An 18,104-nucleotide genomic window follows, 5' to 3' on the forward strand; every position below is an offset into this window, starting at 1 on the left:
ATGGATAGGCTCCTGAATATTAATGATCCTTCTAGCTCATACTAAAGTAAAAGGAGATGATTTTATGAGCGATAAGAAGCTTCCTAAGGAATTTAAATATAACAATGAAGAAGCAAAGAAGGATGAAGGAAACAATCAGTGGACAAATAATAACTTAAAATACTATCCTGATACAAGAGAGAGAAGGGATGGTCCCGGTGGAGAAGATGCAGGCACAAAATAGTGCCTGTTTTTTTCACTTTATTAGGATTGGAGGACAAGAGAATTTATGAATAGTCAAAATACCATACCTAAGGATAAAGGAATAGATAATACCTTAAAGCTTTTAACAGAAGGGTATCTCTTTATTAAAAATAGAGGAGAGAAGCTTAATAGTGATATCTTTGAGACAAGACTTCTTGGCCAAAAAGCTATTTGTCTTATAGGTGAAGAGGGAAGCAGGCTATTTTATAATCCTGAGCTTTTTATTAGAAGTGGTGCAGCTCCAAAGAGGGTTCAAAAGACTCTCTTTGGAATCAATGCTATTCAAGCTACCGACGGAGAAAAGCATCTTCATAGAAAGGAATTATTCATGTCTCTATTAATGAATCCTGAGAGGATAGAGGATCTTGCGAAGATATTTAGAGATAAGCTATCCAGGGCAGCAGCACAATGGGAAGAAGCTGAAGAGGTCGTAATATTTGAAGAGATGAAAAATATTATATGCTCCTCTGCCTTTCAGTGGGTAGGACTTCCCTTAAAGGATGATGAGATAAAGGCTAAGGCTCAGAACTTCATTGATATGATATATTCCTTTGGATCCGTAGGGCCTAAATACTGGAAGGGAAAAAAGGCAAGATGCCGGGAAGAGCTTTTCCTCCAGAGGATAATAAAAAAAGTTAGACTGGGTGAATTAATATGCCATTCTAGCTCTCCTCTTTATGTGGTGAGCAGCTATAAAGAGGAGGAGGAAGAGCTTCCTGAAGCTATGGCTGCCATAGAGCTAATTAATATAATTCGTCCCATTGTAGCTATTTCTACATTCATAACCTTTTCCTGTTTAGCCATATATGAATACCCGGCCTTAAGAAGAGAGCTTAGGCTCAAAAATGAGGACTACTACGAGTATTTCGTACAGGAGGTCAGAAGATTTTATCCCTTTGCCCCCTTTGTTGGAGCTAGAGTAAAAAAGGACTTTATATATAGAGGTGTTAATTTTACTCAAGGAACCCTGGTAATACTAGATATCTATGGGACTAATCATGATCCTAAAATTTGGAGTAATCCTTATGAATTTAACCCTTTACGGTTCAGAGCTAAGGAAAGGAATAAATACTCCTTTATACCTCAGGGTGGTGGCGATTATCTTAAGGGACATCGATGTCCTGGAGAGGAAATTACCTTAGAATTAATGAAGGTATTTATAGATTTCTTTGTTAATGGCATTGAATATAAGCTTCCAAAACAGAACTTAAGCTATAATCTCCATAAGATTCCCACATTACCTGAAAGCGGCTTTATAATATGCACCGTTAGAAAAAAGAAGACTTAGTTAGGTAACAGATAGCTTATTAGGCTCATAATATATAAAAAAATATTAGGAAGTGGAAATCACGAGCTTAATAAGCAAAACATTATACCTTAGCCTCATAAAATTTGGAGCTATTGAAGAGGCAGCTTTTGAAAGAAAGCTAAAGAACTTTAATAGAAACAATATAGATACTTTACAAAAAATAATAGAAAGAAATAAAAGCTCTGAATATGGATTAAAGCATAACTTTAAAAATATTAAATCTATAGAGGAATACAAAAAACAGGTTCCTCTAGGTGATTATAATGATTTTTACCCTTATATTGAAAGAATGGCAAAGGGAGAGAAAAATATTCTTGTAAGTGAGCCCATAGAATATTTCAGCCATACCTCTGGAACTACCGGAAGGCAAAAGCTAATTCCCACTACTAAGAGCAGCAGAAGGAATGCTTCAAAGTATATGGCCGTACTGGTAAATAGATATGCTTATAAGAATTTTAAGGAGAATTGGAGCTTAAACAGAGGACTTATGCTGGCAGATATAGTTCAAAGCTCCTATACTGAGGCAGATATACCCATTCGTTCAGGTACCTCCGGAGGCTTTAATTCCATTAAGAAAATAATACCCTATCTTTATACATCCCCTCTAGAGGTAATGAAAATTAGTGATAAGCAGACGGCACTATATCTTCATTGCCTATTTGCACTAAAGGATAGAAGCTTATCTTATATAAGCAGTGTATTCATCTCTAATATACTGGACTTTTTTAGACTCATGGAAAAAAACAAAAAAGAGCTTACAAAGGATATCAGGGAAGGGAGGATAAATAGGGCTCTTCCCTTAGAAGAGAAGGTAAGAAAAAGCTTAAATACACTTTTATTTCCTGATGCTTCAAGAGGAGAAGAGGTCAGCAAGGAGTTTGATAAGGGCTTTAATGGAATAGCCAGAAGGTTGTGGCCTAAGCTCAGCTATCTTATGGCTGTCACGGGAGCCAATTTTTCTATTTATGACAGTGAGGTAGACTACTATACCGGGAGCTTACCTATTTATTCACCAGCTTATGCTGCTTCGGAAGCTCTCATGGGAATAAATAAAGCCTCCAGAAAGATAAGCTATATTATGATTCCAGACACAGCCTATTATGAATTTATACCCCTGGAAAATGGAAAGGAAGGGGAGACGGTATCATCTGAAGACCTGATTCTTGGAAAGAGCTATGAGGTAGTTATTACCAATCATGCCGGCTTATATCGCTATCCCATGGGCGATGTGGTAAAGGTTATTGATTTCTATAAGGATGCTCCAGAAATTGAATTTTTATATAGAAAAAATCAGCTCTTAAACATGGTTGCAGAGAAGACCACTGAGGAGCATATAACCCATGCCATCCTGGAGACCATGAATAAGCTAAAGGTTAAGCTTATTGATTATACAACCTCTCCAGATATAGCTGTATCTCCTGGAAGGTATATCTTTTATTTAGAACTGGATAAGCCTCCAGAAGGAAAAGCTCTTAAAGAGTTGGATAAGCTTTTAGATAATGAGCTTAGGACTGCAAATCCAGCCTATGACAGAGCGAGGAAAGGGAACAGGCTCAGCTGCCTTAAGGTTCAGCTTCTTCTGCCAGGTACCTTCAATGCTATAAAGGAAATCCTATATAAAAAAGGGGTTTCAAAGAATCAGCTAAAAATCCCTAGAGTCCTTAATAAGAATCATCAGGCCATGGGGATAATTAAGGAAAATATACAGCGGTAAGGACGAAATCTATAAAGCCATTAGCAGTTAAACCTAATATTCTCCTCAAAAGCATAATATTTTACCTATATATAAAAGTTAAAGTTTCATAAAATTAAAGTATAGAAAAGGTTTAACTAAAGGAGAATGAAATGAAAGAAAGAGATTTTACTAATAATGGCTTTTATAGATTTTCTGTATTCTTTTGGAATATGGTATTAAGCAATCTATTCCTACTAATTACAAATATACCAGTGATCATAGTACTTTTAATGGCTCCTAAAATGAATATATGGTATTTTCAGCTGAGTCTAAGCTTCGCCTTAATACTAGGTGCACCAGGGCTTACTGCCTTATATTCTTTAATGAATAAACTTATAAAGGATAAATACATAAGGGTAGTAAAGGATTATTTTAAAAGCTACAAGGAAAGCTTTGGACAGAGTCTTTTACTGGGTGGCTTAATAATAGTATTTATGAATATTCTCTACCTAGATATATTGATGTTTAGGAGCTCTGGCTTTTCTGGATTAAACTATATATTTATAGGGCTGATTTGTTTTTTAGCTCTCTTAACTACTTATGTTTATCCTATTATAGGAAGCTTCAATTTAAAAGGAAAGGACATCCTTGCCCTTTCTGTTTATTATGGGATTAAAAGAATTCCCTTTACATTATTAAATGGGGCTATATTTATAGCTTTAGGCTTTGTAATACTTAATATATCAATATTTATTTCCCTGATAGGCTTCTCTCTAGCCTGCTACACTATAATGCTTTATCAGAGAAAAATGCTCATAAAAATAGAAGAAAGCCTGGAGGAAGGGAGACAATAAAATGGATAGAAAAATAGTAGCTTTTGGTGATTCACTTACCTTTGGTCATGGAGTACCAGAGGAAAATAAGTGGACAAACCTTCTTGAGAAGGATTTAGGAATAAAGGTAATAAACTCTGGTATTAATGGCAATACCTCAGCTCAGGGGCTCAGTAGGATAGAGGAGGATGTATTAGCTCATAAGCCTGATTTTGTGATAATAAACTTTGGTATGAATGACCACTTCCTCTGTGATATGGGAAGAGCAAAGGTTTCCTTAGCAGAGTATAGGGAAAATATCCTTCAAATAATAAAGAGGATAAAGGATATAGGCTCTTCTCCTATATTAGTTCTGCCTCACAAGGTATTGGAGGGAGATATGGGAGATGAGGAAGGAAAAGGAGCTACTTATTATTATGGAAGGCATAATCCTCTATGGTACATCCCGGTAGGAGGAGCCAATGAACAGCTAAAGAAATACATAAATGCAGCTTCTGCTATAGCCAAGGAAGAAAAGGTACCATTAGTGGACATGTACACATATACGGAGGACTTAAAGCCTCACAGCTATCTGATAACTCTTGAAAACTCTACAGAAGAGGATGGAGTTCATATAAATTCTTTTGGAGCTATGCTCTATGCCAATATGATCAAAGATAAGCTTCTACAATTAATATGATATGTAAAGAGCCACAGAAGAAAGGTAAATACCCTTCAACTGTGGCTTTTATATAAATTTATAACGGGAGGCTTTATTTTTCGTATGAAACATCAGGCCATTGAAGCTCAAAGCCTTCCTTTACCAGGAGCTTTTGATAGCTTTCAAGATGCTTACTATCATTTCTCAGTTCTTTTGGTGAAATATTATTATTCATACAATAAGCTGCAGCATAGCCTGCTGCCTCACCAACATTCCATTCTACAGGATGAAGTCTGTAGCAGCCATTGGTTATATGGGTAGTTCCTATATTCTTGCAGGCAGCGAGTAGATTGTTTACCCTTTGAGGAATCAAGCTACCTAGAGGTATCTGGAAGGGAAGGGAGGGGATGTCTACATAAGTCCTGCCAGCGGTGCTTGGATGAAGATCTATTCTATAGGCACCTACACCTATAGAATCCTTAAACTCCTCTGCCTTCCTGCCTTCTCTCATTTCGTAGCCCACATGCTGCTCAAGCACAGTGAACTCAGCCTTTATTCTTCTAGCTTCTCTAATATAAGGCTGCATAGCAAGTCTATGATCTGTACCGGTGATGTCTCCACGCAATCTAAGCCCTGGATAGCCCTGCTTTCCATCAGCTCTTGGTGCTTCCGTCTGCATCCAGTACATCAGGGAAAGGCTCAGCTGCTTAGCTCCTTCTATATGTTTTTTTGCTTCCTCTTCGCTTACATCAAATATTGGTCCAAGCCAATAATCATTTTGTGGCCAGTTAACTAAGGTTACACTGCTATCAAAGGTTCCTGGAAGGAAGTTGTTCTTATCAACTATCTGTCTATAGCCCCAGAGAGAGCTTCTGCTATCTGGTGGGAATAAGGTCATATCTCTTTTAGTTAAGGTTGGAGGGTTTACTATAGCCCAGTCTAAAAGCTTAGTAGGCCAGAAATCAGCCTTGTAGCTTCTCCAGAAATCGTAATCCTTTGGCTTACTGATAGTAAAGTCCTCGCCTTCTATGTGATCCATGGCAAAGCACCAGGTTACAGCCTGCATATCTAAGGGATCTGCCTCTCCAGGAAGGGCATGAAGCTCTCCCGTTTGCTTTTGGGACTCAGAGCCTGTTACATATTCTGTATTGGTTAAGGGGAGAAGGTCCCCACATTCTGTGGCATCTAAGAAGTAGCTTCCTACAAGGATACATTCATCTCCATTATCCAAGCTTCTTACCTTTACAGAAAGGATGGAATCTCCAGAGGTTTCAGCTTCTACAGCCTTATATCTAGTTAAAATCAATACTTTGCCAGAATGAACATAAGGGGCAAGCATCTCTGTAAGAACAGCAAGAGCAGCTCTTGGTTCATGACAGAGCTTTCCTACCCAGCCGTTACCAGGGTTTAGCCTTTTGTTTTTTCTGGCTTCTTCTGTTACAGGGAAATTATTTTTGTAATAAGCTCTTATTCTATTTCGCAGCTCTCTATAGCTTTCTGTACAACCAAATTGTTCAATCCACATGTGCTCATCTGGTGGTACTGCTTGATTGGTAAGCTGACCTCCAATCCAATGAGTATCCTCTGTAAGGATAACCTTTTTCCCTGATTTAGCTGCTGATAGAGCACCAGCAACACCTCCTAGGCTTCCTCCTATGATTACTATGTCAGATTTCATTTCTCTTTTCATTAGATAACCTCCTTAGGTTTTAAAGTAGAGCCAATTCTTTAAGGACAAGATAACAGGCTCCATATAGACCTGCATCGTTATTCAGCTTCGCAGGAACTATTTCTGTTCCTTTTCTATAAGTGGTCAATACCTGCTCCTTAAAAAGTAGATTTACTTCTTCAAAGAAAGGCTTTCCCTGGGAGGAAATACCACCACCTATTACTATAAGTCCCGGATCTAATATATGAGTAAGACTTACTAGGCCTCTTACTAAATCCTTAAGGAAGCGCTTATATACCTTTAAAGCTAGTAGCTCCTCTTCCTTAACCTTTTCCATAATTTCTTCTCCAGTAATAGAGGAGATATTATGTCCTTCCTTCTGAGCTTCTCTTAAATAGCTTCTTATCAGTGCTGATGTAGAAGCATATCTCTCAAAGCAGCCTGAATTTCCACAAGTACAGGGCTCTCCATCTTCTTCTAAAATAATATGTCCCACTTCTCCAGCGCCGTTATTAATACCCTTGTAAAGCTTGCCATTAATTACTATAGCTCCACCTATTCCTGTTCCTAGGGTAAGGCATAAAAAGCTATCCCTATCCTTTCCGGCACCCATCCATAGCTCTCCCATGGCAGCGGCATTTACATCGTTTTCTACAGCTACAGGAAGCTTTAGTTCCTCTTCTATGGAGGCTTTTAGCCTTGCTCCAGTATAGCCAGGAAGATTATCTGTAGCAAAGATTATGCTGCCTTCCTGACTGTCAACTACACCAGCAGTACTTATGGCAACAGCGGAGATTTTATATTCCTTCATAAGCTCCTTTGCTTTAGCTATAATTCCCTGTGGAACTGTAAGTCTGCAGTTTTCTGTGGGGGAGGGAAATTTGTTTTTTGTTAAAATTTCACCGTCGCTAGTTATAACTGCAAATTTTATAAAGGTGCCTCCAACATCAAAGCACGCAATGTTACCCATTATATCCCTCCTATGGTTCATTATATTTCTAATATACTCTTGAGGTAAATTTATGTATATAAGACTAAATTAATATTTTCTTCACTATTATAGTTAAAATACGTTTACATATTACAAAATCAGCAAATATAGGATATATTCGTAATAGCTTTAAATGAAGAAATATTGCTGTAAGGATTAAATATTTTGGAGGTTATTAATGAGTAAAAAGGTTGCAGTAATTACCCGAGGAAATAGTGATATTTTAAAGGTTCTAAAAGATAATAAGGTAGCTATGGATATATTTAAGCCAGGCTCTCTGCCGAAAGAAGGCTTAGGAGAGTACAGCTCCTTTATTCTTCTAGGTGGAGATCAGGAGGAACCTCTTTTCCTTCATCCTGGTGAAAGGATTTTTGTAGAACAGGAGCTTAAAAAAGGAAAGAAGGTCTTTGCGGAATATTGCGGTAGCATTGGAAGCGTATATTTTGAAAATCCTTCTACAACTAGATTTCATAGATTAGTTTTTTCAGCTAATAAAGCTCCTATAAAAGGAATAGACCATGGAGATATACTAGATGATCAGTGTGGGACTAGAATAAGACCTCATAAGGAATTCTGCTCTACTGAGGAGCCAGTTTTAAGGTATATGAATTTCCATTCTCATAAAGCCTATAAGGATATAGATAAGAGTGAGTTTGATAGCTCAGATAGAGCTCTGTGGTTCGAGAAGGAAAATCTTCTAATCTGCGGCTTCAGACTAGCTAGCTTCGTTCAAGGAAGATATGCACCTATTAAAAAAATCCATGCCCTTGTGGGTTATATACTGAGCTGGGTAGTAGAGGAAGCTATCACCATGGATAGGGTGAAACCGGTTTATTCCATAAAGGGACCTGAAAAAATGAAAGCTCTTGAGGGGGATAAGCTTAAAGAGGCCGTTGAAGAGAGCACTAAAGCAGCCTTAAACTGGCTGAGCAGCTCAAAGCTTATTATAGATGAAGGAAAGGGCGGAATATACGAAGGCTATGGAACGGAAATATATCCTGATGGTGGACAGAGATTTGCAGATTTAATCAGAGCTGATTGTGCTGGAGAAGCAGCCATGGTGAATTTCTTTGATTATCTTTATAGTGGCAGTAAGGAAAGGGCGGTAATAGCAGACAATCTAACTTCTTTTGTATATGATACCATGCAGATAAAAGAGGAGGGTCCCTATAAGGGGATGGTGAGATGGAGTAATCAAGCCTTTGAAACCTGCTATCAGGATGATGTTGCTAGAGCTATAAATGGTCATCTCCTTAGATGCATAATAACTGGTGAGAGAAGCTATCTAGAGGAAACTAAAGCAGCTTTAGATTTTATGATTAGAACTACCGGCACTGATGGTACCAGGATAATGAGGACTGATATCTGTTCTCTTTCAGAAGAAAGAATAAAAGAGCTGTCAGAGACTCCTGGAAATCTAGCCAGTGCCCATTATAATGCTTATTATCTTGGCACGATGCTTCTATATTATAAGCTAACCGGTGAAGAAAGCTACAAGGAAATGGCTGTTAAGGGGCTCACCACAATTATGAACACCTACCCTGATACTGTAAGAGAGCAGAGTCAGACAGAGGAATACTGCCGTCTCATCCTACCCTTAAGCTGGCTATACTGGATAACCAGAGAAGAGGAGCATAAGGCTTGGCTATATAAGGTTACTGAGGGTCTTCAGCAGTTTAAGCACAGCTCTGGAGCCTATGTAGAATGGGACGAAGGTTATAAAGCAACCATGAGAAACACTAAAGGAGATGGTGAGTGCTCTCTTCTGGCTGAAAATGGTGACATGGTAGTAGATCTATTATACTCAAATAATTGGCTACCCCTGGCATTTATACAAGCCTACTATATCACTGGTGATGAGCTGTTTAAGAAGCTCTGGGAGGAAAATGTGAGATTTATCCTGGGGATACAGCTTATCAGTGAGGATGAAAAGCTTAATGGAGCCTGGGCTAGAGGCTTTGATGTAGAGTACATGGAGTATTTTGGTTCTCCTGCTGATGCGGGCTGGGGACCATGGGCCATGGAGTCAGGCTGGACTATAGGAGAAATAGCTGCAGGACTTTACATGGGTCTTTTAGAGGATAAAGTAAAGGCTGTATTTAACAGCTAAATATTAAGGAGTGATTGTATGTATTTATTGCCGAAACCAAAAAAAATGGAGTATGCTGCGGGGAAGTTCTCCTTTGATAAGGACGTAGAAATAATATTAACTAAAAGCTGCTCTTTAGAGGACTTACCAGGAGCAAGACAGCTTAAAGGTGAGGTTTATGAGGCTACGCTGCTGGATGTGAATATAAATAGAAGCTATAGGGAAGACCTAAGCAAAGGAATAATACTTAAAAAGCAGGGGGAGGTAGGAGAAGGCTACTCCCTTGTTATAAAGGATAAATTCATAGAAATTACCGGAGAAGGAACAGCAGGACTATTTTATGGAATACAAACCTTAAGGCAGATAATAAGGCAGGAAGGCCTTGAGCTTCCAGCCCTAACTATCTCCGATGAGCCTTATTTTAAGAATAGAGGCTTCTATCACGATGTTACCAGGGGTAAGGTGCCCACTCTAGAAACCCTTAAGGAGCTTGTAGATAGGTTATCCTTCTATAAGATAAACCATCTTGAGCTTTATATAGAGCATACCTTTGCCTTTAAGGGCTTTACTGAAATATGGACAGGAAGAGATCCATTAACCTCAGAAGAGATTTTGGAGCTGGATGCATACTGCATAGAAAGACATGTGGAGCTTGTTCCGTCCCTTTCTACCTTTGGACATTTGTACGAGCTTTTGATAAGCAGGAGCTATTCTCATCTTTCTGAGCTGGAAATAGATTATCATAGGCCTTTTTCCTGGATGGACAGAATGGCACACCATACCCTTGATGTGAGGAATTCTGAAAGTATCCAAGTAGTAGGAAGGATGCTGGAACAATTTGTTCCTCTCTTCAGCTCTAAAAAGTTTAATATATGCTGTGATGAAACCTTTGATTTAGGTAAAGGAAAGAACAAGGAGCTTTTAGAAAAGGTAGGTAGTGGTAGGCTTTACACTGATTTCTTAAATAAGGTGATAACCTTAGTTAAGGGCTATGATAAGGAGATACTCTTCTGGGGTGATATTATATTGAAGCACCCTGAATATCTTTCTGAGATCCCTAAGGATGTAACCTGCTTAAACTGGGGCTATCATGCAGAGGTAACAGAGGCTGATACTAAAACAATAGCAGAGTCAGGTCTTAAGCAGTATGTATGCCCGTCCACAGCTGGCTGGAACAGACTTATAAATGTCTTTGATCTATCCTTTGTTAATATAACGAAGATGGTAAGCTTCGGAAAGAAATATGGAGCAGAGGGTATTTTAAATACTGACTGGGGCGATCATGGTCATGTAAATCTTCTTGGAAGCTCTACCCCTGGTATGATTTTTGGAGCCTCCTTATCCTGGAATCCTGAGGAGGAGCTATCTATAGAAGAGGCAGATAAAGCGATTTCTGTTATAGAGTATGGTGATACTGAGGAAAATCTCATGGCAGTATTAAGAGAGCTTTCAAGACATCAGCCTTTCCACTGGTCTTACCTGACCTTCTGGAGAGAAAGAAAACTTCAAGCTCCCGAGAGAATCAATCCTTGGCTGGAAAAGATAGAGGCTATAGAGGAGGAAGAAGTACTTAAGGCTTATGAGGAAGGTCATAAAGCATCTAAGGCTTTAAAAAAGAAGGTAAGGAATATATATGCCGATAGAAGACTTGATATGGAGGAATTTATCTCAGCAGCAGATGGAATCTCCCTTATGGCAGCAGCTTATCTTCCTATAAAGAAGCACACCTTTAATCATGATGGCATAGAGTACATCATTGAACCAAAGGACCTTGCGGAGGCTTTTGATTTATGGCTTGAAGGCTATGGAAAGCTCTGGAGAAGTAGAAATAAAGAAAGTGAGTTAATAAGAATCAGAGAAGCTGTTTATAACCTGACAGAGTATTTAAGGACACTTTAATAACAGAGAAGTAATTAAGGAGCTGCTGTGATAAAAAAACAGCAGCTCCTTAAATATATAGTTATGTATAGGAAATTACCAAAAGGTTAATATATTACTCATTTTAATAATTCTACTATATTTAAAGGTTTACAGCTATTTATTAAAATATAGTTACTAAGGAAGAAAGGATGAACGCGATGCAGCTATCAACAAAAAAAATGAAAGTAGCACATATTCCAAAGGCTGTAAAGAAAAGTGCTTGGATAGATATTAAGAAGGACTGGGATTTATATCTTCTCTTAATACCAGGTATTTTGACACTACTCCTCTTTAAATACACACCTATGTACGGACTAATAATAGCCTTTCAGGATTTTAATATTTTTAAGGGGATAATGGCTAGTGAATGGGTTGGTTTTGCCAACTTTCAAAGATTGTTTTCTACACCAGAGTTTGTAAATGTGTTTAAAAACACTTTAATTATAAGTTTATCTAAGGTGATATTCTTATTCCCTCTACCTATTTTAATGGCTCTATTAATGAATGAAATTAAAAATCTTCTGTTCAAGAAAACAGTACAGACAGTTATATATTTACCACACTTTATTTCCTGGGTTATAGTTTATGGTCTCTTTGTAAATCTTCTATCAGCTAATGATGGGATTATAAATACCATAATTGTTGCTTTAGGAGGAGAAAAAATTCCTTTCTTTATGGATTCCAGTGTTTTTAGACCTTTATTAGTATTTACTGAAGGTTGGAAAGAATCAGGGTGGAGTACTATAGTTTATCTAGCTGCTATTACGGGAATTGACCAAGAGCAGTATGAGGCTGCAAGAATCGATGGTGCAAATAAGTTTCAGCAGATAAAAAGCATTACTCTTCCCGGAATAGCACCAACTATTGTTCTGATGTTTATCCTTAGATTAGGTAGCATATTAGAAGCAGGTACAGAACAGATAATGGTAATGTACAACCCTACCGTTTATAACGTTGCTGATGTAATTGGAACCTATGTGGTGAGAGTCGGTCTTGGAACCATGGACTATAGCTTCTCCACAGCAGTAGGACTGTTTAACTCAGTGGTAGCATTCGTTCTAGTGGTAACAGGAAATTACTTAGCTAAGAAATATACCGAAAAGGGTATATGGTAGGAGGTGATATAGATGGCATTAAACGTACTAAATAAAAATACCCAGCCTAGATCTCATAAGATTAAATCTACTCCTGGGGAAAAAATCTTTGAAGCTTTAAATTACTTATTCTTCATATTATTTGGCCTTGCAACTACTCTGCCCTTTGTGAACCTAGTGGCAAAATCCTTCAGTGGTGAGGCTGCAGTAGTTTCTGGAAAGGTAGGCCTTATACCAGTAGATTTTCAGATAGACACCTATAAATTTGTTCTTGGGAATGACATGTTCATGAACTCCCTGAAGGTAAGTATCATAGTTACTCTATTAGGTACTTTTACTGGAATTGTAATGACAATAATCACTGCCTATCCTCTATCAAAACCGAGGCTGAGAGGAAGAAAGTTTCTTATGCTGTTCTTTGTATTTACCATGCTCTTTAATGGAGGTATAATCCCTAACTATTTGGTAATGCAGAAAATTGGACTTGTGAACAAGCTGGCAGTATTAATTCTTCCAAATATGATTAATGTTTATAACATGCTTATCATGAAGAATTATTTTGAAGCTCTTCCGGAAAGTATTGAAGAATCAGCAAAGATTGATGGAGCATCTAATTGGAAAATTCTGCTGAGAATTATAATTCCTTTATCTATGCCCGTTATAGCTACAATAACTTTATTCTTTGCCGTTGCTCACTGGAATAGTTACTTCCAGGCGATGATATACATCACAGATCCTAAGCTAAAGCCTATGCAGCTTTACTTAAAGGAGCTCCTAGCTTCCACCTCTGATGTATTAAAGCAAGCAGGCTATAATCCTGATATAGAAGGGACAGCAAATATAGTTCCTGCGGCGATACAGGCTGCTTCTATCGTAACTGCAACCTTACCTATCATATGCGTATATCCATTCTTACAGAAATATTTTGTCAAGGGTGTGCTCATTGGTTCTGTAAAAGGCTAAGATATTTTGTCACTCCCTCTGTTAATTTTAAGTATTATATGTTATATTAGTAAATAATTAAAAAAATTTTAATAGTTACTATTAATTAATTATAATTATAATTAAAACCATATTATCCTTAAAATAGTTAGGGGAGAGATAAGTATGATCAAAGCAATTATCGTTGATGATGAGCAGATAACAAGAAAAGGTCTTTTAGAATATGTAAATTGGAAGTCTGCAGATATTGAAGTGGTAGGAGAGGCAACTGATGGTCTTGAAGGTCTTCACCTTGCTGAAAAGGTTAAACCAGACTTGGCCATCTGTGATGTAAGGATGCCTAAAATGGATGGTATTGAAATGGCAAAGAATCTCAGGGCTTCCCTACCACTCTGCAGCATTATATTTTTAAGTGGCTACTCTGATACGGAGTACTTAAAATCTGCCATTAAGCTTAAGGCTACAGACTATATAGAAAAGCCTTTTAATCTTTTGGAGTTTCAGGAGCTTATAAATAAGACTGCTGATCATATTCGAGACGAAAAAAGAAAACGGTTAGAGGAACAGCGAAAGGCTTTGAATCATGAAAAAAGCATGCTTTATTTTAAAAACAGCCTCATCGAGGATATTTTAAATAGTAGTGCTATAGATTTTGATAAGCTTAAAGATGGTCTTGAGTTACTTAACATTAAATTTCCTCTTAATGGAGAATTCTTGTGTCAGCTCATAGAAAATCGTGGTGATAATAGTGAAAAGCAAATACTTCAGATTATTAACAATCTAGGTATTGAAAGAAAGATTACTTTTATTTCTGGTACCATAGAGAATCAAGTTATAATTCTATATCGCTTAAGACATAAAGGAGACTATGAGGAGCTTTTAAATTACAGCAATGATGTTTTGGACAAGCTTAACAATATTCATGGCTTATCTGTTGTATCCGCCTTTGGTGAAGTGAAAAAAGAGCTTAATGAGCTTAAGGAATCCTATAATGAAGCTAAAGAAGCTATTAAAACCAGAGGCTATAAAATTAATAACAGGGTTATTGAATACGATTCAAATAAAGATAAATCAATCATAAGAGAAATAGAGGAATATATACAAAATAATTATCAGAAGAATATCTCAATAAATTCAATAGCTTCAGCAGTGTATCTAACACCTCAATACCTATGTAAGCTTTATAAAAAAGAAACGGGTAAAACCGTAAATGATTTTATAACTCAGGTGAGGATAGAAGCGTCAAAGGCTCTTCTCCGTGATAGGCGTTATAAGCTTTATGAGATAGCTGAAAGGATAGGCTATAACGATGCTAACTATTATGCCAGGGTATTTAAAAAGATTACAGGACTTAATCCATCAGATTATAGGGAGCTTCACTAAATGGGAGTGAGAAGGTATTTATTGGGGATTCTTAAAAATACAAAGATAAGATATAAGCTGCTTCTAGGAAATATATTAGTTATAGTTCTCACAGCTACAATTGTTGGTTTTTTTTCCTATAAAAAATCCGCTGAAATATTAGAGCAGCAAACGATAAATTCTACAAGACAGGCTTTTGAGCAAGCTAATAACTTTATTTCCTACAAGCTAAACAATGTAAAGGATGTTTCCAGCTATCTATATTTAGATAACGAGCTTACGGATATACTTTCAAAAAGAGGCAACAGCTATCCTCTTTCAGAACAGATAGATGATTATCAAAAGCTTATGGAGATACTATTATCTGCACAAACAGCAAGGGAGATATATAATATAAGGCTCTATGCAAGCAATGATGCCATTTATGTTAACTCCGGCAACAAGATATTGAATGCTAAGAATGTGGCTGATGAGGAATGGTATAAGAGAGCCATAGAGAACAAAGGAAGCATAACCTGGAGAAGCACTTATATTTATGAGCTGCCAGGAGTTGATGATAACAATAGTAAAAGAAATGTTATATCAGTAGCAAGAGCTGTTATGGGAGACAATCCATATGGAGAACCTTTAGGTGTAGTTTCTGTGGATATTTTAGAGGAAAACATATATTCAATTGTAAAGGATGTCAAATTTACCACTAGTGGAAGAGTGTTTTTACTGGATGATGAGGGGGTTGTAATTTCCTCGGACGGTAAAGAACCGCTAGGTAAGAACATATCCTTAGAGGATTATTATTCTAAGGTGATTGCAAAGGGGGAGGGGCATAGCAAATATAAAATAAATGATGAGGAATCAATAGTTTACTACAAGAAGCTTGAAAATACTAATTGGAGACTTGTGGCCATTATACCTATTAAGGAAATTTTAAGCAGCAGCACAGTTATTTTTAGGGATACACTGCTACTTATGATAATTGCTATGTTTTTTGCAGCCTTCATTGCCTATGTGGTGTCTGGAAGCCTTACTGGAAGGATAAAGACACTTATTAAGACTATGAGAAAGATAGAAGATGAAAAATGGGATGTGAAAATCCAGGTAGATGGAAATGACGAAATTGGTGTCCTTCAGAGGAGCTTTAAGCAGATGGTAGATAATATAAAAGAGCTCATTGAACAAAAATACGAAGCAGAACTGGACAAGAAAAACGCTGAGCTCAGAGCATTACAAGCACAGATCAATCCCCATTTTTTGTACAATACCTTAGATATGATTTGCTGGATGTCTATGAAATATGGAGCTGATGATGTAGTAGCCATGGTTAATACCCTAGCGAAATTCTTCAGACTTAGCCTCAGTGGTGGAAAAGATGTAGTTACTATAAGAGATGAAATTAATCATGTGAGAATGTACATGGACATTCAAATGAAAAGGTTCTCTCAAGGGTTAGAATGTTCTATAGATGCCCCTGAAGAAATTTTAGATTTCTCTACGGTAAAGCTAGTGCTTCAACCCATAGTTGAAAATGCTATACTCCACGGAATCATGGAGTCTGACAGTAAAACAGGCCATGTGGCCATATCAGGTAGGAGAGAAGGGGGAAATATTATCCTTACAGTTTCAGATAATGGAAGAGGAATGGATGAGGAAACTCTCTCTACCTTAACCTCAGAAGAAATAGGTAAGGGTTATGGAGTTAGGAATGTTAATAAAAGAATAAAGCTTCACTATGGGACTGAATATGGTCTTTATTATGAAAGCGAGATTAATAAAGGAACTAAGGTAATAATTGTATTTCCTGCTTTGCCTTATGACACTGCAGTAAATCACAAATAATTATATAAAATTTTTTAGGAGGGTAATATATGAAAAAAGCAATATCTTTAATGCTTACAGCAATAATATCTGCAGGACTTTTAGCTGGCTGTGGAGAAACAAAAAAAGCTGATCCTACAGCTTCAGGAGAAAAGCCTGTTTTAAGACAGCTTGGCTTCCAAAGAAATTTTGATCCTAACCAGGATCCCGTAGCAGCATTCTTAGAGGAAGAAACTGGTTATAAGGTTAACTATGAAATACTTCCTTTAGAAAACTACGATGATAAGTTAAATCTCCTTATGGCTAATAAAGAGGAAATAGATATTGTTAAGCTTTCTGGCTCACAGTATCAAAGACTTGCTAATGAAGGTGCTTTAGAGCCTTTAGATGAGCTGTTAGAGGAATATGGACAAACCCTTCTAGAGGCTAACTCCGATGAGAGCTGGGAAAGTGCTAAGATAGATGGAGTAATTTACGGTATACCTGAAAAGTCACCTAAGCCTTTCGTTAATGGTGGTCTTGCTATAAGAGATGATATATTAGAACAGGTGGGAATGGAAATACCAACTACTCTAGATGAATTCTATAACCTCCTTGTGGCAATAAAAGAAAAGACTGATATGATACCTCTTACTGGCTTTGAGCATTTAGTATATGAAATTGCTGGAGCCTTTGGAGTAGTAACTCAGTGGGAGGATGTAGATGGACAGGTTAGAAATAGAGTTGAAAATCCAGGTATGGTTGAATACCTAGAGTTCATGAATAAGCTTTATGATGAAGGCTTAATAGATTCTGAGTGGCCTATAAATAACTCTGCTGTAGCTCAAGAAAAGTTCACCAGTGGTAAGGCTGCTATAATGACCTATGGCTGGGGAATATCTGCTGCTGTAACAACTGCTTTAGCTAGCAACTTCCCTGATTCTCAAATAGAATTAATCCTTGGCTTAGAGGGTGAAGATGGACAAAAGGGTTCATGGGTACAAGCAACAAGCGTAGGCTGGTATATAGCTATACCTAAGGCTTCCAAGAACAAAGAGCATGCTATGAAGTATATGGATCTTAAGGTTCAGCCTGAAACCTTTGAGAAGCTTGCTATCGGAATTGAAGGAACTCATTGGGAAAAGGATGCAGAAGGAAAAATCAATCCAATATTGCCTAAATTCAATGAAGAAAGAAATAATGCAGACTGGTTCATTACAAGTACAGATCAGAAGCTATATGAAGAGTTATGGCCTGTAAGAACTAGAAAAGATAAGGTTATCGGTGAAACCTTTGAAAAGCTTCAAGCAATGATGGAATATGGTAAGGTTGATTTAAATGCTACTGCTCCTCCACTAGAAGTAAATGCTAAATACAACCAAAAGCTTCTTACCTTAGAAAAGGATTATATCCTTAAGGCTATAGCTGGAACAGAGGATTTAGCTAACTACGAGAAATTTGTAGCTCAGTGGAAGACTGAAGGTGGTACTGAAGCTCAAAAGGAAATGAACGACTGGTATACTAGCAAATAATAAACTGTATATAC

The 18,104-nt window shown here is 37.3% G+C and carries 14 protein-coding genes; 12 read left to right on the plus strand and 2 right to left on the minus strand.

Going from position 1 to position 18,104, the window contains the following annotated elements; all coding sequences use genetic code 11:
• The first annotated feature begins 64 nt into the window (after window positions 1-64).
• From ACPWSR_RS12310 to ACPWSR_RS12330, 5 genes are all read left to right on the plus strand, one after another.
• Entirely contained in the window at window positions 65-223 is a 159-nt protein-coding gene (locus ACPWSR_RS12310) for a hypothetical protein (RefSeq protein WP_426348524.1), read from the plus strand.
• Window positions 224-268: 45 nt separating this feature from the next.
• Window positions 269-1,531 (plus strand): cytochrome P450, encoded by a 1,263-nt coding sequence (locus ACPWSR_RS12315; RefSeq protein WP_426348525.1) that lies wholly within the window; start codon window positions 269-271, stop codon window positions 1,529-1,531.
• Between the two features lie 52 nt (window positions 1,532-1,583).
• Window positions 1,584-3,266, plus strand: coding sequence for a GH3 auxin-responsive promoter family protein (locus ACPWSR_RS12320; protein ID WP_426348526.1), 1,683 nt, complete (start codon window positions 1,584-1,586; stop codon window positions 3,264-3,266).
• Window positions 3,267-3,397: 131 nt separating this feature from the next.
• Complete coding sequence (locus ACPWSR_RS12325) at window positions 3,398-4,081, plus strand: YesL family protein (RefSeq protein ID WP_426348527.1); 684 nt, start codon at window positions 3,398-3,400, stop codon at window positions 4,079-4,081.
• 1 nt (window position 4,082) lies between these two features.
• Complete coding sequence (locus tag ACPWSR_RS12330) at window positions 4,083-4,739, plus strand: SGNH/GDSL hydrolase family protein (RefSeq protein WP_426348528.1); 657 nt, start codon at window positions 4,083-4,085, stop codon at window positions 4,737-4,739.
• A gap of 73 nt (window positions 4,740-4,812) precedes the next feature.
• Here ACPWSR_RS12330 and ACPWSR_RS12335 read toward each other — a convergent pair whose 3' ends face one another.
• Complete coding sequence (locus tag ACPWSR_RS12335) at window positions 4,813-6,390, minus strand: FAD-dependent oxidoreductase (RefSeq protein WP_426348529.1); 1,578 nt, start codon at window positions 6,388-6,390, stop codon at window positions 4,813-4,815.
• A 19-nt stretch (window positions 6,391-6,409) separates the two neighbouring features.
• Window positions 6,410-7,339 (minus strand): ROK family protein, encoded by a 930-nt coding sequence (locus tag ACPWSR_RS12340; RefSeq protein WP_426348530.1) that lies wholly within the window; start codon window positions 7,337-7,339, stop codon window positions 6,410-6,412.
• 199 nt (window positions 7,340-7,538) lie between these two features.
• On the opposite strand from ACPWSR_RS12340, the gene ACPWSR_RS12345 reads away from it, so the two are divergent.
• The 7 genes from ACPWSR_RS12345 (at window position 7,539) to ACPWSR_RS12375 (ending at window position 18,090) form a co-directional block, all read left to right on the plus strand.
• A complete protein-coding gene (locus ACPWSR_RS12345) occupies window positions 7,539-9,470 on the plus strand; it encodes a hypothetical protein (RefSeq protein ID WP_426348531.1) in 1,932 nt (643 codons plus the stop codon).
• Window positions 9,471-9,488: 18 nt separating this feature from the next.
• Entirely contained in the window at window positions 9,489-11,348 is a 1,860-nt protein-coding gene (locus ACPWSR_RS12350) for a glycoside hydrolase family 20 zincin-like fold domain-containing protein (RefSeq protein ID WP_426348532.1), read from the plus strand.
• A 200-nt stretch (window positions 11,349-11,548) separates the two neighbouring features.
• Complete coding sequence (locus tag ACPWSR_RS12355) at window positions 11,549-12,484, plus strand: ABC transporter permease (protein ID WP_426348533.1); 936 nt, start codon at window positions 11,549-11,551, stop codon at window positions 12,482-12,484.
• A 12-nt stretch (window positions 12,485-12,496) separates the two neighbouring features.
• A complete protein-coding gene (locus ACPWSR_RS12360) occupies window positions 12,497-13,426 on the plus strand; it encodes a carbohydrate ABC transporter permease (RefSeq protein WP_426348534.1) in 930 nt (309 codons plus the stop codon).
• A 144-nt stretch (window positions 13,427-13,570) separates the two neighbouring features.
• Entirely contained in the window at window positions 13,571-14,788 is a 1,218-nt protein-coding gene (locus ACPWSR_RS12365; protein ID WP_426348535.1) for a response regulator, read from the plus strand.
• 21 nt (window positions 14,789-14,809) lie between these two features.
• The gene (locus tag ACPWSR_RS12370) at window positions 14,810-16,600 is read left to right on the plus strand and encodes a sensor histidine kinase (protein WP_426348536.1); all 1,791 of its coding nucleotides are present in this window, start codon (window positions 14,810-14,812) and stop codon (window positions 16,598-16,600) included.
• 29 nt (window positions 16,601-16,629) lie between these two features.
• Window positions 16,630-18,090, plus strand: a complete 1,461-nt coding sequence (locus tag ACPWSR_RS12375) for an extracellular solute-binding protein (protein WP_426348537.1) — start codon at window positions 16,630-16,632, stop codon at window positions 18,088-18,090.
• Window positions 18,091-18,104: the final 14 nt, after the last annotated feature.

This window comes from Alloiococcus sp. CFN-8 (assembly GCF_049943125.1).
GTDB lineage: Bacteria > Bacillota > Clostridia > Clostridiales > Clostridiaceae > JAEXZL01.